The following is a 21,252-nucleotide window of genomic DNA, read 5'->3' as shown; positions in this document are numbered from 1 at the left end:
TAACATATGGTATTTGCCGCCTGATATCGCTATATCGATGAAAGCTTGTCGTTTCGTCTTTCGGAGACCCTCGTCGTCAGCCTGTGAGAAAGGCAATAAGAATGTGCTTTGCGTAAGGTTGAAAACGATGGGTTTTCTCATCTCAGAGGGCTACTTGCGGTTCATCGCTTTTAACCGCTTGACCTCCTCCCCGGCCTGGTCGGCGAGGGGGGTGTTGGGTTGGAGGGAGGCGGCGGTTTCATAAGCCTCGATGGCGGATGTGTAGTCCTTTTTCAGGGCATACGTCGCGCCAAGGTCCATGTGGAGTTGGGCAAACCGGGGGGTCTGTTCGACGGCTTTTTTGAAATAGGAGATGGAACGGTCAAGATCACCGGTTTTGAGGTAGGTCAGGCCAAGGCCCCGGAGGGGCAAAACAAAATTGTGCATGCTTTTCAGGGACTGATTGAAAAAGTCGACGGCTTTCGGGTAGTCGCCTTTGTTGTAGTAGGCCCACCCCAGATTGTACAGGGGGTAGTGGGGGGTGGCGTACAAGAGGTCGTCTTTCAGGTCGTCGAACATGGCGATGGCCTCGTCCCAGCGTTCAGCCAGAAGATAGGCCGAGCCCAGGTTGTTTTTCCCGGGAGAATAGTCGGGTTGAAGCTCCAGGCAGCGCTTGAAGTGTTTAATGGCAAGGTCGTAACGCTCCCGGGCCACATAGGCCTTGCCCAGATCGTCCTGGAGCAGATGGTCGTCGGGCCAGATCGATTCGGCCTGGAGCAGGTAGCGGAGGGCCTCGGTAAAATCGCCTTTGACCATATAGGCCTCGGCCACCCGTCGGCTGTCCCGGCTCTGCTTGATGAGATTCTGTTTGGACGCACAGCCTGAAACGCCAAGGACCAGTATACAGAACACAATGAACCATGCCGCGTTGTTTTTCATGATATCCTTCCTGAACCGTTGCATCGGACGGTTTTATTTTTTTTCAAGACCCAGAAGTCCGGCAATTTCGAGGGAGATCCGGTCCACATAATCCGCAAGATCCCGGCCTGAAAGGGGCTGATCGGCCGTGGGCACCCTGGTCAGATCCGACGGGCAGATCAGGGTCGGATGGTTGATCAGCTCGGGCTTTGGCGTGATGGCGTATTCAGCCGGAAACCGGTCTTCAAAATACATGTCCTGGAACCCGGAAAATTTCAGCGCATGGGCCGTGGAATCGACAATGGCCGTGGCCGTTTTGTCGACCAGGCCCCGGGAGACCGCCACCGCCAGTCCGGCCAGGCTCTCGCCGCCCTGGGTGCAGGCGATGTGACCGTTACGGTTGGCGATCAGTTCAAAATCCATGATGTCCTGCTCGGACACTTCGACCACAAAGACGTTTTTTCCACCCGACAGGGCGTTGTAGCGTTCCACCCTGTTGATCACCCGGGGCATGGACACCGGATTGCCGATCATGGCGGCCTGGGCCACGCTGGGTTTGACATTGACGGGAACGAAGGTTCGTTTGTCTTTGTCCGGTTCCAGATAATAGCGGTAGACAGGATTGGCGTGGCTGGACTGGACCCCGATGATCCGGGGCAGGGCGTCGATGATGCCAGCTTCGAAAAACTTGATGAATCCGCTCATCACGGCGGTGATGTTTCCGGCGTTGCCGATGGGAACCACCACGACCTTGTCCGCCATTTGATATTCGAAGTCCTGGGCGATTTCGTAGGAAAAGGATTCCTGGCCGAGAATCCGCCAGGCGTTCTTGGAATTCAGAAGCGCGACCGGATACCGGCTGGACAGGGTTTCGACCACCTTCATGCAGTCATCAAAGACGCCGGGGATTTCGAAGACCCGGGCTCCGCTGCCCAGAGGCTGGGACAGCTGCTGGGGAGTGACCTTCTTGCTGGGCAGGATCACGGCAGATTTGATGTGGGGCTGCAGGTAGGCGGCGTAAAGGGCTGCTGCCGCCGAGGTGTCACCGGTGGATGCGCAGATGGCAAGAACATCGCTTACGTGACCTTCCTGAATCAGGAAATTGATGTAGCTGAGGGCGCTTGCCATACCCCGATCCTTGAAGGAGGCACTGGGATTCTGGCCGTCATTTTTGTAAAAGAATCGGATGCCCACGTGTTCCTTAAGCCGTGCATTGGCTTCGACCACCGGGGTGTGGCCCTCTCCCAGGTACACCACGGACGACAGGGGCACCACCGGGCCAATGAATTCGTGGTAGCGGTATATGCCCTTGAGTGCCGGAATGGTCAGCATTTTCCGGTAGTCGAGGATTTTGCGCCACAGGGCGCCGGGCACCTCGGTGATCCGTTCGGGGGTTGTATCGCTGAGCATCAGGACGTGGCCGCAATCCGGGCAGACATAGAGCAGGCGGCTGATGCCGAACGTCGCGCCGCAGCCCAGGCAGGTATAGACCATGTCACCCCGGGCTTCGGGGATCAGGCGGTCTTTGATATCGTTGGGGAAATCCGAAAGTTTCATGGTGTGATCCTCGTGATGCCGCCCATATAGGGGACAAGGGCTTCGGGAATGACGACGGAGCCGTCTTCCTGCTGATAGTTTTCAAGTAGTGCGGCCAGGGTCCGGCCCACGGCCAGCCCTGATCCGTTGAGCGTGTGAACCGGTTCGGTGCCTTTCTGTCCTTTGCGCTTGAAACGGATCGATGCCCGTCTGGCCTGGAAATCCTCGAAATTGCTGCACGATGAAATCTCACGGTAGCAGTTCTGGCCGGGCATCCAGACTTCCAGATCATAGGTCTTGGCTGCGGAGAACCCCATGTCGCCGGTACACAGGGTGATCACCCGGTAGGCCAGGCCCAGTTCCCTTAAAATGGTTTCGGCGTTGTCGGTCAGGGTTTCAAGCTCGTCATAGGAATGATCCGGGTGGGCAAGCCTGACCAGCTCCACCTTGTTGAACTGGTGCTGGCGGATCAGCCCCCGGGTGTCCTTGCCGTAGGACCCCGCTTCGGAACGGAAACAGGGCGTGCAGGCCACGAATTTCATGGGAAGATCCTCTTCATTGAGGATCTCTTTCTGATAGATGTTGGTTACCGGAACCTCGGCGGTGGGGATCAGGTAATAGTCCAGTCCCTCGAGTTTGAACAGGTCCTCCTCGAATTTGGGCAATTGGCCGGTGCCGGTCATGGTGGTCCGGTTGACGATAAACGGTGGAATCACCTCCCGGTATCCGTGTCGATCGGTGTGGATGTCCAGCATGAAGTTGATCAGGGCCCGCTCCAGGCGGGCGCCCAGGCCCAGATACAGGGGAAACCGGGCGCCGGTGATTTTGGCGGCCCGTTCGAAATCAAGAATCTTCAGGCTCTCGCCCAGGTCCCAGTGGGCCTTGATGTCGAAATCGAAAACCGGAGGGGTTCCGACCATCCGCAGCACCGGGTTGTCGTTTTCGTCGCGGCCCACGGGCACCGAGGGGTGGGGCACGTTGGGCAGGGTCATCATGAAACCCTGAACGATGTCGTCGGTTTCGGTGAGGTCCTTTTCCAGATCCTTGATCCGGCCGGAGACGTCACGCATGGCGGCAATGTGGGCATCCGCGTTTTCGCCGTTTTTTTTCATGACGGCGATCTTCTCCGAGGCCACGTTCCGTTGATGCTGAAGGTCTTCGAGGGAAAGGAGGATCTCACGGCGGCGGGATTCACAGCGGGTGAAGGTGTCCAGATCGATTTTGCCGCCCCGGTTTTTCAGGGCCTCCTCGATTACCGATAAATTTTTTCGAACGTACTTGATTTCAAGCATAACAGTACCTATATTGCCTTTATCAATTATCAGGATTTTAAAATGATTGCAGGAATCATAAAAAAGGCAAAGAAAACAAAAATTTATGCGTCCTCAACCCCCGCTTCAAAACGTGAATTTTTTACCATGGGGCCTGTTTTTAGTCAATGATTATTGAACGTTGAAATGAACCGACCCTGTCGCTTCGAATTTTCTGGGCCGATCGGAACCCTGTAAACGACACTCCGGAGACTATAAGATGGAAGATGTGAAAGAAAAAAAACGCGAAATGATCAACGACATTGTTCAAACGATTGAATCCCTATCGGATGAGGACCGGCAAAAGAAGCAGGCGGCTGTGGAGGAGCGGCTGTTTGATTTCGCCAATTTCATGGAGGCCAAAATCGCTCTTCTTTATCTCCGACGCCACTGTGAAGTCGATACCGTGAGCATCATCAAGCGAAGTCTGAAAAAAGGCAAGAAAATCGTGCTGCCCCTGATCGACAGGGAAAACAACCGGACCACCCTGTTCAAGATCGAAAACCTCAAAGAGGATCTGAAAGCCGGCGCAAACGGTATGCCGGAACCTGATCCGGACCGATGCAAGGCCGTTCCGCCCGAGCAGATCGATATCGCCATCGTTCCGGGGCTTGCCTTTGACGAGAAAGGCGGTCGCATCGGCATCGTCGACAACTTTTACGACAAGTTCATCGCCCGGCTGCCCATGACCACCCGCAAGGTGGCCATTGCCTTTGAAGAACAGGTGATCAATCAGGTGCCCGCCGACTCCCGCAGCAAATACATCGATATCATCGTCACGGACAAACGGACCATCTACAAAATATGATCTTTTGAGCGCCCCCGCCGGACTTACGGATCCGGCGGGGCACTGCCTCTGCCCATCCTTTCAAACCTTGTTCCCATCGTTTCAGGCGGTGCGCGTTTTTGTCACTGGCCGCGGTAATCCATGAAAAAAAGAGAGAACGTGAAAAAAATGCTGGTGTTTTGGGAAAAAAAAGGATTTATCAGGCGTATCGTGTTATAAGGCTCGCTTGCATCCGATGACGCCTGACAGGACAAGGACCGTGCATGACATCCACCAAGAATCTGACTGAAAAGAGATACAAACGCCTGAGGGACGAGATGGTCGACACCCAGATCGTCGCCCGCGGTATTTCCGATCCCGCTGTGATAGACGCCATGCGCACCGTTCCCCGGCACCGTTTTGTTCTCGAGGCCATGATGGACCAGGCCTATATGGATTATCCCCTGCCCATCGGGGAACAGCAGACCATTTCACAGCCCTTCATCGTGGCGGAAATGACCCAGGCCCTGTCGCTCCATCCGGACGATCGGGTTCTTGAAATCGGGACGGGGTCGGGGTATCAGGCCGCCGTTCTCGCCCACATCGTTTCCAGGGTCTACACCATCGAACGCAAACACACCCTGTTTGTCCGGACACGGCGGCTGTTTGACCAGTTGAAATACTACAATATCGTGACGCGCTTCACCGACGGCACCACCGGATGGAAGGAAGAGGCGCCCTTTGATGCCGTCATTGTCACCGCCGGGGCGCCGGACATTCCTCCGGCGCTTCTTGATCAGCTGGTTGTGGGCGGACGTCTGGTGATCCCCGTGGGGGACCAGCATTCCCAGGATCTGGTGCGGGTGGTCCGGGGCGAGGACGGGTTTTACAAGGAAAGCCTGGGCCGCTGCCGGTTCGTCAAGCTGATCGGTGAAGACGGATGGAAGGAGGACTGATGCTGCGAAAAACCTATGACTGGGTGCTCCACTGGGCGGAAACCCGCCACGGCGCCTGGGCGCTGTTCATTCTGGCCTTCTGTGAAAGCTCGTTTTTCCCCATTCCGCCGGACGTGCTGCTGATCGCCCTGGCCGTCGGGCTTCCCACCGCCGCGTTCCGCTTCGCCCTGATCTGTTCGGCGGGGTCCCTTCTGGGCGGCTGTTTCGGCTATCTTATCGGCTGGCAGTTCATGGAAGGCATCGGCAACCGGATCATCACCCTGTATGCCCTCCACGGCAGCTTTGAGATGATTCGGGAAAAATATGAATTGTACAATGCCTGGATTGTCTTTACCGCCGGATTCACGCCCATTCCCTACAAGCTGATCACCATTTCGGCGGGGGCGTTCAAGGTGGATTTCCCGGTGTTCTTTCTGGCCTCGGCCCTGTCCCGGTCGGCACGGTTTTTTTTGGTCTCGGCACTGATCTATCAGTTCGGGCCCCAGATCCGCGGGTTTATTGACCGGCATTTCAATCGCCTGGCCATCGGGTTTACCGTGCTTCTGATCGGCGGATTCGTGGTGTTCAAATACGCCGTCTGACGGGGCCTTCACGGAGGCCGTCAGACGCGACCCCTACCGAGGGTGTTTCAGAAATTCCATAAAACTCATGCACAAGGGTGAGGCGGTCCGGGCTTTGTGCCGTGTCAGGTAGAAATGGCGGGTCAGGTTGATCCCGTCGATGGACAAGGCTTTGAGTGATCCGTTTGCCAGATCGTCCTCCACGGCGCAGGGCGAGAGGATGGATACGCCAAGTCCGCTTTTGATCGCCTGACGAACCGCTGCGGTGTTGCCCATGGTGGCCACCACCCGAAGACTTCGCACATCGAATCCTGATTCGTTCAGACATTGAACCAGTGATTTCAAGGTGCCCGATCCCTGTTCCCGTGCAATAAACGGAGCCTCCATCAGGAGGTCCGGCGTGACGCTCGTCCGGTTTTTCCAGGGATGATCCGCCGGAATGATCAGGCTGAGATGGTCGTCGATGACCGGCTCCTGAACGAGATTTCTGTCGTTTGACGGCGCGCCCACCAGACCGATTTCAATCTGCCCGTCAAGGATCGCCTCAATGATTTTTTCCGTGTCGCTGATTTCGAGGGACACGGTGACGTCGGGAAACTGTTTGAGGAACCCGGCGATCATCTGGGGCAGAATATAGCCCCCGGGAATGGTACTGCCGCCGATGACCAGATGGCCGCGGGTTTTGCCCTTGAACTGGGAAAGGGCCGATTCGGCTTCGTCTTTCAGGGCCAGCAGACGCTTGGCGTAGCCGTAGAGGAGTTCGCCGGCCCGGGTGGGCAGGGCCTCCTTGCCCATGCGGTCAATCAGGCGGCATTCGAAGTGTTCTTCAAGATCCTTGATGTGACTGCTGACCGTGGGCTGGGACAGATGTATGGCGGTCCCTGCCTTGGAGAAACTTTTCAGTTCAACGACTTTGGTCAGGATATTGAGTTGCCAGAGATCCATGGTCTGCCTTCATCGGTTGGTTGTATAAACGTCATGGAATTTTTCTTTGAGTTTTTGTTCGGCAAAGGGCGGCACCAGGTCATGAATGTCTCCGCCGAAACTGGCCAGTTCCTTGATGCCCGATGAACTGGTGAAAATCCACCGCATTCCGGTCATCAGAAACACCGTCTGAATCTCCCGGTTGAGGCGGCGGTTGAACATCGCCATCTGGAACTCGTTTTCGAAGTCGGACATGGCCCGCATGCCCCGAAGAATGGCCGCGGCGTTTTTTTTCACGGCATAATCGATGATCAGGCCTTCGAAGGCGTCCACCTCCACCCGATCGAAACCTTTTAAGCTTTCCCGAATGATGTCAAGCCGTTCGTCAACCGAAAACAGAGGTTTCTTGTTCTTGTTGGTCAGGATGGACACAATTACTTTGTCGAAGATCTTGAGGCCCCGTTCCACCACATCCACATGGCCGTTGGTGATGGGATCGAAGGAACCGGGGTAAATGGCGATTCTGGTCATGAAACATCCCTCTGAAAAACGTGAAGCCCGGATGGGGCGGCAATCTGATCACACAGCCCTATCACAGTTTTGACCGATGAAACAGGGGTTTTTTAAGGCCCGGACGAATCGGTCGGATCATAGGAAAGAAAGGTGACCGTCGTTTTTCCGTAGCGCCTCTGGTCGCTCAGGGCCAGGCCGTGAAAAAGATCGGGCAGGGCATCGGTGGCGGCGTGTTCGCAGACCAGCAGCGCACCGGGGGCCAGGCACCGGATGCCCTCAAGATGCAAGAGGGTCGCCTCGATCAGGTTTTTGCCGTAGGGCGGATCCATGAACACCAGGTCGATCGAGGGCTCCATGGCCCTGAGTGCGTTCAGATTCCGTGCGATGTCCCAGTCCAGCACCCGGCAGCGGTCGCTCATGGACAGGGCCTGAATGTTTTTCCGGATCACCGCAAGGGCCGGTTTCTGGTTGTCTATGAACACACAGGAGCGGGCGCCTCGGCTCAGGGCTTCCAGGCCCAGCGCTCCTGTGCCGGCGAAAAGATCCAGGACCCGGGCGCCCCGGACCCGTTCACCGAGAATGTTGAACACCGATTCGCGCAAGCGGTCCGCCGTGGGCCGGGTGGCCATGCCCGGCACCGAGGCCAGGTTTTTTCGTTTGTGGGTTCCCGCAATAATTCTCACACCCGATCTCCCGGTCCTGCCGTCAATTCGCCTTGAGGACCTTTTGCAGGTAGCTCTTGCTGATTCCGAGTGCCTTGGCGGTCCTGTCCACATCCTGGTCGAAGGACTTCAGCTTGAGCCGGATGAATTCCCGCTCAAATTCGGCTCGGGCTTCCTTGAGGTTGTCGACGCCGTCAAAAAGGGCCTGGAGGTCTTCGTGGCCCGCAAGAGCCTCGTGGCTGTTGTAGGGCGCCGGAATATTATCGGGTCCGATCAGGTCGGCGGTGACGGTGACGGCCAGACGTTCCAGGAGGTTTTTCAGTTCCCGCACATTGCCGGGCCAGGAATACTCCCGCAGGATGGAAAGGGCATCGGCGCTCAGGGCCTTGATCGGCTGGTCCGTTTCTTCGGACCATTTTTTCAGAAAGGCATTAGCCAGGAGGGGCAGGTCGTCCAGGCGTTCCCGCAATGGCGGAACCCGGATGGGGATGACGTTCAGCCTGAAATACAGGTCCTCGCGGAAACGTCCGGCCTCGATTTCCTTTTCCAGGTTTTTGTTGGTGGCGGCTATGATCCGCACGTTGACATCGTGGATCCGGTTGCCGCCCAGCCTGCTGAATTTCTGTTCCTGCAGCACCTGAAGGATCTTGGCCTGGTTCGAGAGGCTCATATCACCGATTTCATCGAGGAACAGGGTGCCCCCGTCGGCCAGTTCGAATTTTCCGATGTTTTTGGTGGCCGCCTGGGGAAAGGCTCCTTTCTCGTGGCCGAACAGCTCGCTTTCAAACAGACGGTCCGGAATGGCCGCGCAGTTGACGGTGATCATGGCTTTGTCCGATCGGCTGCTGAACTGATGAACGGTCCGGGCCACCAGCTCCTTGCCGGTGCCGTTTTCGCCATTGATCAGAATGCAGGAATCGCTGGGGGCCGCCACGGCGATCTGCCGGTTGAGGGCCTGAATGGGGAGACTGATGCCGTCGATGGAGTTTTTCGAGATCATCTTGGTGCGCAGATAGCGGTTTTCCTCTTCCAGACGTCGAAAGTTCAGCGCGTTGTTGATGGCCACGATGACCTTGTCGATGGAGATGGGTTTTTCGATGAAATTGAAGGCCCCGAAGCGCGTGGCCGTGACGGCGGTTTCAATGGTGCCGTGACCGGAGATCATGATTACCGGCAGACGCGGGTGAATTTTTTTGATTTCCTTGAGGGTTTCGATGCCGTCGATTCCGGGCATCCAGATGTCCAGGAGTACCAGGTCCGGGTACTCGGTTTCGATGGTTTTCAGGCATTCGTACCCGTTGGCGGCGGTGATGACTTCGAACCCTTCGTCGGTCAGAAGCCCCTTGAGCGAACTCAAAATCGACGGTTCATCGTCGACGATCAACAGGGTTGGGAACATGGCGTCTCTCTTTCGTGGGTCAGGCTGCGGGAAACTCGATGACGAATCGGGTCCCCTGGGGTTTATTGTCAAAGACTCGGATACTGCCGTTGTGATCGGCCACGATGGAATTCACGATGGCGAGTCCCAGTCCCGTTCCGGATTTTTTGGTTGAAAAGTAGGGCTCGAAAAGCCGGGCCTTGATGCTGGTGGGGATGCCCGGACCGTTGTCGGCCACTTCCAGGATGACGATGCCTTTGGCCGTGTTGTGGTCCATGGTAATCCGGATTTCGCCCTGATTGTTGAGGGCGGCAACGGCGTTGTCCAGCAGGTTGATCATGGCCTGCTTGATCTGCTGGCGGTCGATGTTCAAGAGGGGGATGTCCGTTTCCTTCGCAATGGTGAAGGTGATCAGATGATGGCTTTCCCGATAGAGCGACACGGACTCGTCGATGATGACCGGCAGGTCGCACAGCGACGGGTTGGACGTGGGAAACCTTGCAAAGGTCGAGAAGGCGTTGACCAGATTGCGAATCAGGTCCACGTGGTCGATGATGGTCCGGGTGCATTCATCGAAAATCGGATCCCTGACCTGGGACGAATAACGCCGTTTGAGCCTTTCGGCAGACAGGGCGATGGGCGTCAGAGGGTTTTTTACTTCGTGGGCGATGCGCCGGGCCACCTCGCGCCAGGCCGCAATGCGCTGGGCCTTTTCCAGCTCCGTCAGGTCGTCGAACACAATGACCACACCCATGGACTGGCCGTTGTCGTCCTTCAGGGCATTGGAGTGAACCATGAAGCTGCGCTGCTTGTTCTTGACGGTGAGGCTTAAGGGGAAGTCGACACCTGCGGCGCTGTATTCGAGCTTCTCGGCGATTTCTTCGGCCTTGCCCATCTGCCGTTCGTCTAAAAGCTCTTTGTAGTTTTTCTTGAGCACATGCTCGGCCCTGATGCCCAGCATGCGTTCTGCCGACTTGTTGAGGGTGGCCACATACCCCCAGGGATCCAGGGAAATGACCCCGGCGGACACGTTCTGGAGAACGATTTCCATGTACTGGCGGCGTTCCTCGATTTCCAGGTTCTGCTCCCGGAGCATGCGGGCCGACAGGGCCAGCTGCTCACGGCTGATCGACAGATCATGGGTCATCTTGTTAAAGGAGTTGACCAGGCTGCCGATTTCATCGTCCGAGGACATGGCGATGTTGAAGGAAAGATCGCCTTCGGCCACGCGCCGGGTCCCTTCGGCCAGTTCCATGATGGGGATGGTGATGGATTTGGCCAGGTAGAAAGCAAACCAGATGGCGCAGAATACCACCAGAAGCGCCACGATGGACAGGGCGATGAAGTAGGAGATCTGGATGGGCCGCTTCATCAGCTTGATCTGCTGGTATTCCTCGAACCCCCGGGAAATGGAGGCCATGCTTTCGCTCATGTAGGGCGGAATCAGCACCGAGATCACCACGAAGCCCTTGAGGTTGGGACGGGAGGCCCCGAAGGGCACGGCACCGATGGACCGGATCAGTTCCCCTTCGGTCACGTGTTCGGTGTAGGTGCGGATCTGGTTTGCCTGAAGCTCTTTTTGAAGTTCGTTGGCCGAAATGGGGGCGGCGACGGCCGATTCGATCTGCTCGCTCGCCGAGTGGGTCAGGCGGTTGGCGTTAAGATCATAGACTTCGATGGCGTTCAGGTTGAAGGCCCGTTGGCTGACCACGATGTAGTGTTTGAACGCCGCCTCGTTTTCCGGTTTCAGATAGTCTTTCTTGTCGATCTGGTAGGCAACCCGGTCCAGGAAAAACCGGTTGTTTTCCTCCATGTAGGCGTAGAGCTGATGCCCGATGGACAAGGAATTGTCGAGGGCCTGCTCCACCGGGGCGTTGAACCAGAAATCCAGGCTGGTCGAGATGAACTGGATGGAAAAATAGAACAACACGGTGGTGGGCAGAAGGGTCAGGGTGATGAACCCCACCAGGAGCTTGGTCCGGAGCTTGGATCCCATGACCCCGTGCTTGCGGTCGTAATAAAGTTTGGCCAGGTTCCGGAACACCAGGAGCAGCAGGAACAAGAGCAGCATCATGTTGATGTTGATCAGGATGAACATCAAGATGGTGTTGGAAATGGGAAAATCCCCGCCGAAATTGGTGGTCCGGCTGATCACATAGGTGATGACCGCCACGGCCACGATAATGAAGCCGATGAGGATGAATTCCTTTTTCCGCCGTTTGCGTTCGAGGTCGGCAAGCTCCGGCGTCTGTCTGTCACGGTCCGTGTCCATGGGCATTCAATCGGGGGGTTCAGTACATAAAATCCACAAAGGCCCAGCGGGTTTCGAAATGCCAGGAATTTTGAAAGAAGAGAACGAATTTCAGATAAAGGGGCCGGGAGATCCGGTTGAGTCTGGCCCGGGCGGCCACCCGGTAACGTTCACCTTTTTCCAGTTCGGAAAGGGCCAGAAGGGTCAGGCCGTCGATGCGGGTCATCAGGAGGATGGCCTCGTCCAGGGATTTGACGGTCTGAAAGTCTTCGGGTTTCCATGACCGGGTGATGATGTAATCTTTTTTCAGGGCGTCGAATTTGATGGTGTGGATCAGTTCGGTTTCGACAATGGTTTTATCGAACCAGAAATTCCGCGTTTCCCGGACGGTCACGGGAAAGGAAAAGGACAGCACCACGCCGCTGTTCAACACCGCCATGATTTCATCCCCGAAGGCGTTTTCCACCTCCAGATAAAGCAGAAGAGAATCCCGGGTGTTGGTAACGGTCATGTCTTTCAGGCGGGTGTCGCCGGCGGCGTAAAGAGGGCCCGTCATCAGTAGCGCAAGAAGTGAAACGACGGCCGAGCGGCGTATGAATGACAATATCATGGTGTTCATCGTATCCCCGATGTGTTGATCGGAACCGTCCAGTCCGATTCCCCTTAAGGGCCATGTATAACCGAGGCTTTTTTAAATGGCAAGTGATTTTGGCACTTTGGGCTCGGGCTGGGGCGGAGGGTCGAAGGTTCGGGTTTCCCAGCAGTCCTTGCGGTTGAACAGTTCCCGGAGGAAGGCGTGGTTGAAGGCGTGGCCGGATTTAAAGGTTTCAATGTGACCGATGATGGGCATGCCGAGCAGGGAAAAATCCCCCAGGCAATCCAGAAGCTTGTGCCGGACGAACTCGTCGTCGAACCGCAGTCCCTCCTCGTTCAAAACGGTTTGGTCATCGATGGCGATGCCCGTTTCCAGGCTGGCGCCTTTGGCCAGGCCGTAACGCCTCAGGTGGTCCACATCCCGAAAGAAACCGAAGGTCCGGGCCATGCAGATTTCTTCGGCAAAGGTTTTTTCGGACAGGTCGAACACATAGGTCTGCCGTCGGATCAGCGGATGGGCGAATTCGATGGTGCTGCTCAGCTTGAAAAAAGGATGGGGCGAGGCTTTCACGAACTTGTCGTTTTCCTCGAGCACAAGTTCCCGGGTGATGACGAAAAAGGTCCGGGGGGCGCTTTGTTCCCGGATACCCGCATCGAGCATCATGGCGGTGAACAGGGCGGCGCTGCCGTCCATGATGGGCATTTCATAGCCGTCCAGTTCCACGACGGCATTGTCGATGGACAGCCCCACGAAGCTGGCCATCAGGTGCTCGATGGTGGAGACGATGGCGCCCTCGTTGCCGATGACCGTGGCCAGGCTGGTGTCCACCACCATGTTGAAAATGGCGCTGATGGCGGGGCTGTCCGGCAGATCGGTCCGGATGAATTTGATGCCGTGATTGGCGGGGGCCGGCCTGACGGTCAGGGTCACGGTGATGCCGGAATGGACACCCACGCCGGAGCAGGAGACGGGTTTGCAGAGGGTTCGTTGTCGTGTCGGTAAACGCATATAGGGCTTCGTCGATAAACGTTAAAATCATGAGTCGACCATCAACGGTCGTTCGATTGATCGGCCATTATACACACATTCGGTTGAATTGCAAAACACAAAAGGGATTGTTCCTTTGATGATCATTTGTTATAGCAGCATGGGCCGTCATGATGTGTTTTGCGGCCGGACAAGGATCATGCAAAAGGAGATGGGACGTGCTTGCAAGGATAGCCGGTTGTGCCGTGGAAGGGATTGTGGGCCGACGGATCGATGTGGAGGTGGATATCCGCTCGGGCCTGCCGGCGTTCACCACCGTGGGCCTGCCCGATGCGGCGGTCAAGGAGAGTCGTGAGCGGGTCCAGGCCGCCATCCGGAATTCGGGCTACACCTTTCCCGATGACCGGATCACCGTGAACCTGGCTCCGGCCGACACGCGCAAGGACGGGACGGGTTTCGACCTGCCCATGGCCCTGGGCATTCTGTCGGCCACGGGCGTGCTGCCCCAGGCGTCGCTTTCCGATTATCTGTTTTTCGGCGAGCTGTCCCTGGACGGACGCCTGAAACCGGTCAAGGGATCGCTGTCCATGGCCATCGCGGCGCGGAACCACGGGTTCAAGGGCGTTGTGGTGCCCTATGACAATCGAAGGGAAACCGCCGTGGTCGACGGGATCGCTGTGTATCCGGCCGGCTGCCTGGCCCAGGTGGTGGGGTTTATCCGGGGCTTTGCCGCCATCGAACCGGAGACGGCAGATATCGGCGCGCTGTTTGCCCATACCGGCGGAGGGCAGACGGATTTTTCGGAAATCAGAGGGCAGGAACACGTGAAACGCGCCCTTGAAATATCCGCCGCCGGGGGCCACAATATTCTGATGCAGGGGCCGCCGGGATCGGGCAAGACGATGATGGCCCGAAGCTTTGCCTCGATTCTTCCGCCTCTGACCTTTGAAGAGGCCATCGAGACCACCGCCATTTTTTCCGTGGCCGGTCTTCTGGATACGGACAGGGCCCTGATCACCGCCCGGCCGTTCCGGGCGCCCCATCACACGATTTCCGACGCCGGTCTGATCGGCGGGGGACACCATCCCCGGCCCGGCGAGGTGAGTCTGGCCCACAACGGCGTCCTTTTTCTCGATGAACTTCCCGAGTTCAAGAAACATGTGCTCGAAGTGCTGCGTCAGCCTCTGGAGGATCGCACCGTCACCATTTCCCGGGCCGCCAGTTCGTTGACCTTTCCGTCCGGATTCAGCCTGGTGGCGGCCATGAACCCCTGTCCCTGCGGTTATCTGACCGATGCCGGCCATGCCTGCCGCTGTACGCCCAGCCAGGTCGACCGCTACCGGTCCCGGTTGTCCGGCCCCCTGCTCGATCGCATCGACATTCATATCGATGTCCCGGCCCTGCCCTTCCGTGAAATCCGCCAAGGCCGGACCGCCGAATCATCGGAGACGGTACGCGGGCGTGTCGTGGCGGCACGGGCCGTTCAGACCCGGCGGTTCAGCGGACTGGGCATCTACGCCAATGCCCAGATGACCAGCCGCATGATTAACCGCTTCTGTCACATTGAAAGCGACAGTCTGAACCTGCTCGAACAGGCCGTGGCCCGGCTGGGCCTGTCCGCCCGGGCCTACAACCGGATCCTCAAGATCGCCCGGACCATCGCCGACCTGGCCGGAGACCCGTCCATTGCCTCGCACCATGTGGCCGAAGCCGTCCAGTACCGGACCCTGGACCGGCAAGCGGCGGCCTGATCGTGTTCAGGCTTCTTCGAGGGGCAGAAGGGTGTCGGCAATGTGAAGCCGGACACCGGATTCCCCGATCATCTCGGTGAATTCATCGGGGGGCGGGGCGTCGGTGAACAGGTCGCTGATTTCCGAAATATGGCCGATGCGGGCCATGGCGCTGCGGCCGAACTTGGTGTGGTCGGCCACCAGAAACACCTTGCGGGAGTTGGCGATAATGGCCCGGGTCACCTGGACCTCGTTGTAGTCGAAATCGATGAGGGTGCCGTCCGGGTCGATGCCCGCCACGCTGATGACCCCCACATCCACCTTGAACTGATTGATGAACGAGACGGTGGCGTCACCGGTGATGCCCAGGTCGTGGTTCCGGATGGTGCCGCCGGCGATGAAAATTTCGAAATCGGCATTGGCGCTGAGGATGGAGGCCACGTTGATGTTGTTGGTGATGACCCGGATGCCGGTCTTGGTGACGATGGCGCGGGCCACCTCCTCGGTGGAGGTTCCGATGTCCAGAAACAGCGAGGCGTGGTTGGGAATGTGCAGGGCCACCTGGCGGGCCATGCGGGTTTTTTCTTCGGAGCACAGGGACCTGCGCACCGAGTAATTGGTGTTGCGGGCGCTGGTGTTGGGGCCCGCACCGCCGTGGTAACGCCGAAGAAGGCCTTCGGCACTCAGGTGGTTGATGTCCCGCCTGATGGTCTGGGGGGTGACGTCGAAATGCTGGGCCAGTCGTTCGATGGCCACATAGCCCTTCTCCTGGACCAGGTCGAGGATCTGCCGGTGACGTTGGGTCAGTTTCTGTTCCACAAAAAAACCTCTTTACTCTGTGTCAGGCCGTTTTTGTTGCCGTCAGGCTCAGGAAACCGGGCCGCCCGCGGTGTTTTTCGGCTGTTTCAGAACAGACGGGGCGATGCGCCGGGCATAGGCCGAAATCAGGGAGTCTTCGGCATAATACAGGAGAACCGCTTCCACCGAACCCAACTCCCGGATTTTGGCCTGGACGAAATGCCGGGTACTTTCCTTTTCCGGTTCCCAGTGGTGGGTCCAGGTGTCGGCCCGTTTTTTCTTTTTGGCTTCAGGCTCCGGGGAGGCGGGCCGGGGCGGTTCAGGGGGGCCGGGCCGGGACTCGGGCGCGCCTTCACGGTGAATGATATCCAAAACGGCCTGACCGTAAGATTCGAACTTTTTTCGGCCGATGCCTGAAATGTCGAGGACGGCCTCCGGTGTTCGGGGGCGGGTCCGGGCCAGTTCGATCAGGGTGTTGTCATTGAAAATCACGTAGGGCGGAACCTTTTTGGCGGCGGCGGTCCGGGTTCGGAAGGCCTTGAGTTTCATGTAAAGATCCCGGGCCGGGCCCTCGCGCAGCACCTCGTCGTCGCCGGTTCCTATGGTCGTGGTCCGGGGGGAGGTCAGCGCGCCGCTTTTCTTTTTCCGAACAACCGGCGCCGGGTCCTTCTTGAAAAAGATAGGTGCTTCGCCCTTGAGCACCGGCCAGGACCGTTCGTTCAGTTTGAAGCCGCCCTGGCTTTCCTGGTCCACGCTGACATAGCCCCCGGCCACCAGCTGTCGGAACATGGATCGCCATTCGGCTTCACTGAACTCCGTGCCGATGCCGAAGGTGCTGACCTGGTCGTGCCGGAATTTTCTGATGCGATCGTCGTCCTTGCCCCGAAGCACGTCGATCAGGTAGCCGGCTCCGAAACGCTGGCCCGTTCGGTAGATGCAGGACAGGGCCTTCTGGGCCGCCACGGTACCGTCGAAGGTCTCCACTTCACCCAGGCAGGTGTCGCAACAGCCGCAGTTTTCGTTTCGGACTTCACCGAAATATCCGAGCAGGGCCTTTCTCCGGCACTGGCTGATTTCACAGAAACCCAGCATGGCGGAGAGTTTCTGCTGCTGGACCCGTTTGAAGGCCTCGCCTCCTTCGGAATTGTCGAGCATCTGCCGGAGCAGCACCATGTCTCCCATGCTGTAAATCAGAAGGGCGTCGGCCTTGCGTCCGTCACGTCCGGCCCGGCCGGTTTCCTGGTAGTAGCTTTCAATGGTCTTGGGCAGGTCCAGGTGGACCACGAAACGGACATCGGGCTTGTCGATGCCCATGCCGAAGGCGATGGTGGCCACCATGATGCAGGCCTCCTCGGTGAGGAACCGCCGCTGGTTTTCGGCCCGGTCTTCGGAGGTCATGCCCGCGTGGTAGGGCAGGGCATGAAATCCCTTGTCTTTCAGGTAGGCCGCCGTGGCGTCGACCTTTTTCCGGCTCATGCAGTAGACGATGCCGGCATGGCCGGGGTGGTCTGCGGCGATGAAATCCGTCAGCTGCTTTTTGGGGTTGTCTTTGAGAATGATCCGGTAAAAAATGTTGGGCCGGTCAAAACTTGAGACGAACCACCGGGCCTTTTCCATCATCAGTTTTCGGCGGATTTCGTTTCGGGTCAGGGGGTCGGCGGTGGCCGTGAGGGCGATGCGGGGAATCCCCGGAAACCGGTGGAACAGCTCGGCCAGCTGCATGTATTCGGGCCTGAAATCATGGCCCCACTGGGACACGCAATGGGCTTCGTCGATGGCGAACAGGGCGATGCGGGTCTGTGTGATAAGGGTGTGAAACCCGTCGGTCATCACCCGCTCCGGAGCCACGTAGAGCAGGTCCAGCTCGCCGCGTGCCACCTGCCTCACCACGGCCTGGGATTCCTGGGCCGTGAGGGAGGAATTGAGGAACCCGGCCCGGATGCCCAGCTGGCGAAGGGCGGTGACCTGATCCTGCATCAGGGCGATCAGGGGGGAGATCACGATGCCGGTGCCCGGCCGGATCAGGGCGGGAATCTGGTAGCAGACCGATTTCCCCCCGCCGGTGGGCATCAGCACCAGGGCGTCCCCGCCCCGGATCACATGGTCGATGATGTCGCTCTGGTGTCCCCGGAAGGCGTCGTAGCCGAACACCTGTTTGAGGAGGCCAAGGGGTGTGGGGTTTGTCTTGTCAGTGTTCATGGCCGTTCCAAGGGGCGGTAACGTCGATTTGCCCGCCCTGCAGGCGAAACAACGGTAGGATGGGCAAATCGAAGCGTGCCCATCGGGCTATTTTGTTAATGACATCAGGTATCACAGCAGGACCGGGGGGTCACGGAAAAAATCTGGGAAACGCAACACATACGGAAGGAGGCGCGTCGTGCGGCCTCCTTCCGGGAGGGGGGGATCAGGCCGCGGTCACGTTGATTTTCCGGGGCTGGGCTTTTTCGATTTTGGGCAGATTCAGCCTCAGCACGCCGTCGGTGAGTTCCGCCTTGATCTTGGCCTGGTCGATCACGTCGGAGAGGGTGAATTTCCTCAGATACTGACCGACCTCGTATTCCCTGAGGATCAGCGTTTCGCCGTCGTAGGTTTCGGGTACGATGTTGCCGATGATGGTCAGGGTGTCGTCATGGAGATCGATGTCCAGATCCTCGGCCCGGACCCCGGGCAGATCGGCCAGGAGGGTCAGGCTGGTTTCGGTTTCGAAAATATCCACCGCGGGGGTGAACACGGGCCCCGGTTTGGTCTGTTCGGCCGGGGACGCGACTTCTTTTTTGTCTTTGGCTTTGAGTTCCTTGCTGATGTCTGTCATGGCAGTGTCCTCCTTGAACGAAACGGTTAGCGGATGGCGATTTTTCTGGGTTTGGCCTCATCCGCCTTGGGAATGACGACCGTGAGGATGCCGTTTTTCAGGCGGGCCTCCACCTTGTCCGCGTTCAGGGGGCCGGGGAGGGTGATCGCCCGGCTGAATTTTCCGGCTTCCCGTTCCCTTCGGTGATAGCGGGCATTCTGATTTTCCTCGGGTATGTTCCGCTCGCCCGAAAGGGTCAGGTTGCTGCCCGATACGGTGATATCCAGCTCGTCGGCCTTGATGCCCGGCAGTTCCGCCCGCACCACGTAGTGGTCGGGGGTTGCCGATACGTTGAGCAAGGGAAAAACACCGGCCGCCGGCTCGTCGAACATGCTCCGGGCGGGGTTGTCGAAGGTGCTGAGCAGCCGTCTGAACCGACCAAGGTCATCAAACGGATCGGACCAGCGGGGGACATTGTATAATCGTTTGAGTATCATGGTTGACCTCCTCGAATTGGGGGTGGATGAAAGGGCGGGGTGGGGAGCCCGGTCGTGAACCGGAACCCGGTGGTCCGGCCAGTTCCCGCCACGGTTTTTCGATAGCCGTAAGATAAGTACGGCAGGCAGGGTGTCAAGGGGCAAATATTAACTAAAACAGTATGTTGATGCGGTAAAAAGGAGAAAAATAATCATGGCCCGGTGTCTGTCAAGCGGGCCTTGCCGTCGTCTGCGGTGAGGGGGGAAGAAGCATTTCGTGAAAGGCGCCGCGCAGGCAGTGGTTGGAACTCATGGCCGAGGCATACCCCCCGGCGTTGATCAGGGCCAGGACATCTCCCACGGACGGGAGCGGCATGAGGTGGTCGTCGGCCCAGACATCCAGGGCCTCGTTGATGTTCCCCGCGACGGTCACAGGGACTGCCTCTCGGTCCGTGCGTGGGCGGCAGAGAGCAGGTTCGCAGGGCAGGTTGTAAAACGCCGGTTCCATGGCCAGGTTGAAGCCGCCGTTGACCCCCACGAACATCCGGTCTTTTTTCTGCTCGACCAGGGTGATGTCGAGAAGAAGGATCCCGCTGTCCTTGACGATGAAGTCACCGGGTTCGACGGCCACGGCAAGGCCCGTTCCGGCCAGGCGGGACCGGATCACCCCGGCCCAGGCCGAAAGATCGAGGGCCCGGTCTTCGGCGGTGTGGGGCAGCCCCAGACCGCCGCCCAGGTTGATCGTCTGAAGCCGGTCAAGGGGACGGGCCGCGGCAAGGCAGGTGTCGATGATCCGGCCCCAGGTGTCCAGCTGATCGGACAGGTAACCGCAGCCGGTGTGTACATGGATGTGGGTGATCGACAGGCCGTAAGTCTCGGCCGTTTTGACCGCCTCGTCCATCTGTTCGGCATAGATGCCGAATTTGGTGGTTCGCCCGCCGCTGTACCTCAGGCGTTCCTCCTGGCCGTAACCCACACCGAGGCCGGGGTTCAGGCGGATGCCGATCTCCCTCCCCGGACACCGTGTTCCGATATGGCGGATCATGGTGATGGAGTCGCAGGTGATCACAAGACCTTCATGACCGAGAAGCCGGTCGATTTCCCCGGCGGAAAGGGCCGTGGCGGTCAGGGAAATATGTTCCGATGAAAACCCGCAGGACCGGGCCAGGCGGACCTCTTCCGGCGAACACGCGTCTACTCCGCAACGTCCGGTGCTTTGGAGAAAGGTCAGCAGGGGCTGGAATCGGTTGGCCTTCATCGCGTAATAAACCGTGAAGGGCACGCCCGAAGTCGCAAGGGCTCCGTGCAGTCGTTCGAGATTATGACGGATTCTTCCGGCGCTGTACACGAACAGGGGGGTTCCCATACTTAGGGCAAGATCGTGAAGATCCCGGCCTGACAAGGTCAGGCTGCCTTCCGTGTAGCCGAGGTCCGGTCTTTCCCACCAGAGCGATGACGGCATGGTCCCTCTCAACCTGTTTTCCGGATCCGAAGGGTGTCGTCGTGTTCGACGGACGCCAGATAACGCAGGCCTTCCTCACAGACCGCTTCTTTCCGGCCGCTGATCCACCTGCGGCAGTTTTCCGATCCGCAGAGGCACTTGAACTGTTTGAACAGGCGATCTTCCGTGCCGGCGTAATCCATGGTCAGGGCCTCACCGGGTTCGATGTCCTTGATGGCCCAGATGGTGAAGTCCTGCATGTCCAGCATCACGTTGGGGCTGCATGAATGAAGCAGAAGACCCGCAAAATGGGGGTCATGCAGATGGGTTTCGGCCTTGATCTGAAGGGAATGCTGAACCACATGATCGATGATTGTCCCGGAAAACCGGGCCACCATGCTTCCCCGTCGAAAGGGTTTTTTGGCGTATACGCCGTAGCCCATCTCTCCGTCTTTCTTTTTGACCGAGAACAACGACGGGGACGGATACCCGGCTTTCCGGTTCAACTCCTGGGGGGGTGTTAACATGCCTTGCTCCTGCGTTTTGGGTCAACGATGGTCTAAAGATTGAACCGGATTGCCGATTGTCAAGTGGAAAGGTATGAATAGGAGCGTCGCGGGGCTGAAAATGCCGGATCGGAGCGGCAGGGGTGTTTGAGAGGCTTGCTGTGAAACATCGCCG

20 protein-coding genes are annotated in these 21,252 nt (G+C 58.1%); 4 read left to right on the top strand and 16 right to left on the bottom strand.

Annotated features, from left to right (window positions below):
• Positions 1-150: 150 nt before the first annotated feature.
• The 3 genes from ACYQ11_RS10055 to serS are packed head-to-tail and all read right to left on the bottom strand — an operon-like array spanning position 151 to position 3,725.
• Entirely contained in the window at positions 151-918 is a 768-nt protein-coding gene (locus ACYQ11_RS10055) for a tetratricopeptide repeat protein (RefSeq protein ID WP_459923642.1), read from the bottom strand.
• A gap of 33 nt (positions 919-951) precedes the next feature.
• Positions 952-2,454, bottom strand: coding sequence for a threonine synthase (gene thrC / locus ACYQ11_RS10050; protein WP_459923641.1), 1,503 nt, complete (start codon positions 2,452-2,454; stop codon positions 952-954).
• The gene (gene serS / locus ACYQ11_RS10045) at positions 2,451-3,725 is read right to left on the bottom strand and encodes a serine--tRNA ligase (protein ID WP_459923640.1); all 1,275 of its coding nucleotides are present in this window, start codon (positions 3,723-3,725) and stop codon (positions 2,451-2,453) included. The genes thrC and serS overlap by 4 nt, the downstream gene beginning before the upstream one ends.
• A gap of 238 nt (positions 3,726-3,963) precedes the next feature.
• Between serS and ACYQ11_RS10040 the strand changes: the two genes are divergently transcribed.
• The 3 genes from ACYQ11_RS10040 (at position 3,964) to ACYQ11_RS10030 (ending at position 6,046) form a co-directional block, all read left to right on the top strand.
• On the top strand, positions 3,964-4,551 hold the full coding sequence (locus tag ACYQ11_RS10040; RefSeq protein WP_459923639.1) for a 5-formyltetrahydrofolate cyclo-ligase: 588 nt from the start codon (positions 3,964-3,966) through the stop codon (positions 4,549-4,551).
• A gap of 242 nt (positions 4,552-4,793) precedes the next feature.
• Positions 4,794-5,465: a protein-L-isoaspartate(D-aspartate) O-methyltransferase gene (locus ACYQ11_RS10035; protein ID WP_459923638.1), complete on the top strand. Its 672-nt coding sequence runs from the start codon at positions 4,794-4,796 to the stop codon at positions 5,463-5,465.
• A complete protein-coding gene (locus tag ACYQ11_RS10030; RefSeq protein ID WP_459923637.1) occupies positions 5,465-6,046 on the top strand; it encodes a YqaA family protein in 582 nt (193 codons plus the stop codon). Before ACYQ11_RS10035 ends, ACYQ11_RS10030 begins: the two co-directional genes overlap by 1 nt.
• A 33-nt stretch (positions 6,047-6,079) precedes the next feature.
• Here ACYQ11_RS10030 and ACYQ11_RS10025 read toward each other — a convergent pair whose 3' ends face one another.
• The 7 genes from ACYQ11_RS10025 to lpxC form a co-directional block, all read right to left on the bottom strand.
• Positions 6,080-6,970, bottom strand: coding sequence for a selenium metabolism-associated LysR family transcriptional regulator (locus ACYQ11_RS10025; protein ID WP_459923636.1), 891 nt, complete (start codon positions 6,968-6,970; stop codon positions 6,080-6,082).
• Positions 6,971-6,979: 9 nt separating this feature from the next.
• Complete coding sequence (gene coaD, locus ACYQ11_RS10020) at positions 6,980-7,480, bottom strand: pantetheine-phosphate adenylyltransferase (RefSeq protein WP_459923635.1); 501 nt, start codon at positions 7,478-7,480, stop codon at positions 6,980-6,982.
• A 92-nt stretch (positions 7,481-7,572) separates the two neighbouring features.
• Positions 7,573-8,145 carry a 16S rRNA (guanine(966)-N(2))-methyltransferase RsmD gene (rsmD, locus tag ACYQ11_RS10015; protein WP_459923634.1) on the bottom strand — a complete coding sequence of 191 codons (573 nt, stop codon included), beginning with the start codon at positions 8,143-8,145 and terminating at the stop codon, positions 7,573-7,575.
• Positions 8,146-8,167: 22 nt separating this feature from the next.
• Positions 8,168-9,523 (bottom strand): sigma-54-dependent transcriptional regulator, encoded by a 1,356-nt coding sequence (locus ACYQ11_RS10010; protein ID WP_459923633.1) that lies wholly within the window; start codon positions 9,521-9,523, stop codon positions 8,168-8,170.
• 19 nt (positions 9,524-9,542) lie between these two features.
• Positions 9,543-11,774: a sensor histidine kinase gene (locus ACYQ11_RS10005; RefSeq protein WP_459923632.1), complete on the bottom strand. Its 2,232-nt coding sequence runs from the start codon at positions 11,772-11,774 to the stop codon at positions 9,543-9,545.
• A 19-nt stretch (positions 11,775-11,793) separates the two neighbouring features.
• Positions 11,794-12,372, bottom strand: coding sequence for a DUF4390 domain-containing protein (locus ACYQ11_RS10000; RefSeq protein WP_459923631.1), 579 nt, complete (start codon positions 12,370-12,372; stop codon positions 11,794-11,796).
• Positions 12,373-12,444: 72 nt separating this feature from the next.
• Complete coding sequence (gene lpxC / locus ACYQ11_RS09995) at positions 12,445-13,356, bottom strand: UDP-3-O-acyl-N-acetylglucosamine deacetylase (RefSeq protein ID WP_459923630.1); 912 nt, start codon at positions 13,354-13,356, stop codon at positions 12,445-12,447.
• Positions 13,357-13,553: 197 nt separating this feature from the next.
• On the opposite strand from lpxC, the gene ACYQ11_RS09990 reads away from it, so the two are divergent.
• Positions 13,554-15,086, top strand: coding sequence for a YifB family Mg chelatase-like AAA ATPase (locus ACYQ11_RS09990; protein WP_459923629.1), 1,533 nt, complete (start codon positions 13,554-13,556; stop codon positions 15,084-15,086).
• A 6-nt stretch (positions 15,087-15,092) separates the two neighbouring features.
• Here the strand turns inward: ACYQ11_RS09990 and ACYQ11_RS09985 are convergent, their stop codons facing one another.
• The 6 genes from ACYQ11_RS09985 to ACYQ11_RS09960 form a co-directional block, all read right to left on the bottom strand.
• Complete coding sequence (locus tag ACYQ11_RS09985; RefSeq protein ID WP_459923628.1) at positions 15,093-15,884, bottom strand: DeoR/GlpR family DNA-binding transcription regulator; 792 nt, start codon at positions 15,882-15,884, stop codon at positions 15,093-15,095.
• A gap of 48 nt (positions 15,885-15,932) precedes the next feature.
• Positions 15,933-18,062, bottom strand: coding sequence for a DNA helicase RecQ (recQ, locus tag ACYQ11_RS09980; protein ID WP_459923627.1), 2,130 nt, complete (start codon positions 18,060-18,062; stop codon positions 15,933-15,935).
• A gap of 205 nt (positions 18,063-18,267) precedes the next feature.
• Positions 18,268-18,675 carry an Hsp20/alpha crystallin family protein gene (locus ACYQ11_RS09975; RefSeq protein ID WP_459923626.1) on the bottom strand — a complete coding sequence of 136 codons (408 nt, stop codon included), beginning with the start codon at positions 18,673-18,675 and terminating at the stop codon, positions 18,268-18,270.
• Between the two features lie 26 nt (positions 18,676-18,701).
• Positions 18,702-19,151 carry an Hsp20/alpha crystallin family protein gene (locus tag ACYQ11_RS09970; RefSeq protein WP_459923625.1) on the bottom strand — a complete coding sequence of 150 codons (450 nt, stop codon included), beginning with the start codon at positions 19,149-19,151 and terminating at the stop codon, positions 18,702-18,704.
• Between the two features lie 208 nt (positions 19,152-19,359).
• The gene (locus ACYQ11_RS09965) at positions 19,360-20,592 is read right to left on the bottom strand and encodes a diaminopimelate decarboxylase (protein WP_459923624.1); all 1,233 of its coding nucleotides are present in this window, start codon (positions 20,590-20,592) and stop codon (positions 19,360-19,362) included.
• Between the two features lie 8 nt (positions 20,593-20,600).
• On the bottom strand, positions 20,601-21,098 hold the full coding sequence (locus ACYQ11_RS09960) for an SET domain-containing protein-lysine N-methyltransferase (protein WP_459923623.1): 498 nt from the start codon (positions 21,096-21,098) through the stop codon (positions 20,601-20,603).
• Positions 21,099-21,252 lie beyond the last annotated feature (154 nt).

It is taken from the genome of Desulfatiferula olefinivorans (genome assembly GCF_054657895.1).
This window is presented reverse-complemented; position numbering and strand designations above follow the sequence as displayed.

Coding starts and splice junctions, on each gene's coding strand:
- ACYQ11_RS10005 (WP_459923632.1), bottom strand. CDS start 11,774: ATGGACACGGACCGTGACAGACAGACGCCGGAGCTTGCCGACCTCGAA.
- coaD (WP_459923635.1), bottom strand. CDS start 7,480: ATGACCAGAATCGCCATTTACCCCGGTTCCTTCGATCCCATCACCAAC.
- thrC (WP_459923641.1), bottom strand. CDS start 2,454: ATGAAACTTTCGGATTTCCCCAACGATATCAAAGACCGCCTGATCCCC.
- ACYQ11_RS10040 (WP_459923639.1), top strand. CDS start 3,964: ATGGAAGATGTGAAAGAAAAAAAACGCGAAATGATCAACGACATTGTT.
- lpxC (WP_459923630.1), bottom strand. CDS start 13,356: ATGCGTTTACCGACACGACAACGAACCCTCTGCAAACCCGTCTCCTGC.
- ACYQ11_RS09970 (WP_459923625.1), bottom strand. CDS start 19,151: ATGATACTCAAACGATTATACAATGTCCCCCGCTGGTCCGATCCGTTT.
- recQ (WP_459923627.1), bottom strand. CDS start 18,062: ATGAACACTGACAAGACAAACCCCACACCCCTTGGCCTCCTCAAACAG.
- ACYQ11_RS09960 (WP_459923623.1), bottom strand. CDS start 21,098: ATGTTAACACCCCCCCAGGAGTTGAACCGGAAAGCCGGGTATCCGTCC.
- ACYQ11_RS10035 (WP_459923638.1), top strand. CDS start 4,794: ATGACATCCACCAAGAATCTGACTGAAAAGAGATACAAACGCCTGAGG.
- ACYQ11_RS10010 (WP_459923633.1), bottom strand. CDS start 9,523: ATGTTCCCAACCCTGTTGATCGTCGACGATGAACCGTCGATTTTGAGT.
- serS (WP_459923640.1), bottom strand. CDS start 3,725: ATGCTTGAAATCAAGTACGTTCGAAAAAATTTATCGGTAATCGAGGAG.
- ACYQ11_RS10000 (WP_459923631.1), bottom strand. CDS start 12,372: ATGAACACCATGATATTGTCATTCATACGCCGCTCGGCCGTCGTTTCA.
- ACYQ11_RS09965 (WP_459923624.1), bottom strand. CDS start 20,592: ATGCCGTCATCGCTCTGGTGGGAAAGACCGGACCTCGGCTACACGGAA.
- ACYQ11_RS10030 (WP_459923637.1), top strand. CDS start 5,465: ATGCTGCGAAAAACCTATGACTGGGTGCTCCACTGGGCGGAAACCCGC.
- ACYQ11_RS09975 (WP_459923626.1), bottom strand. CDS start 18,675: ATGACAGACATCAGCAAGGAACTCAAAGCCAAAGACAAAAAAGAAGTC.
- ACYQ11_RS10025 (WP_459923636.1), bottom strand. CDS start 6,970: ATGGATCTCTGGCAACTCAATATCCTGACCAAAGTCGTTGAACTGAAA.
- ACYQ11_RS10055 (WP_459923642.1), bottom strand. CDS start 918: ATGAAAAACAACGCGGCATGGTTCATTGTGTTCTGTATACTGGTCCTT.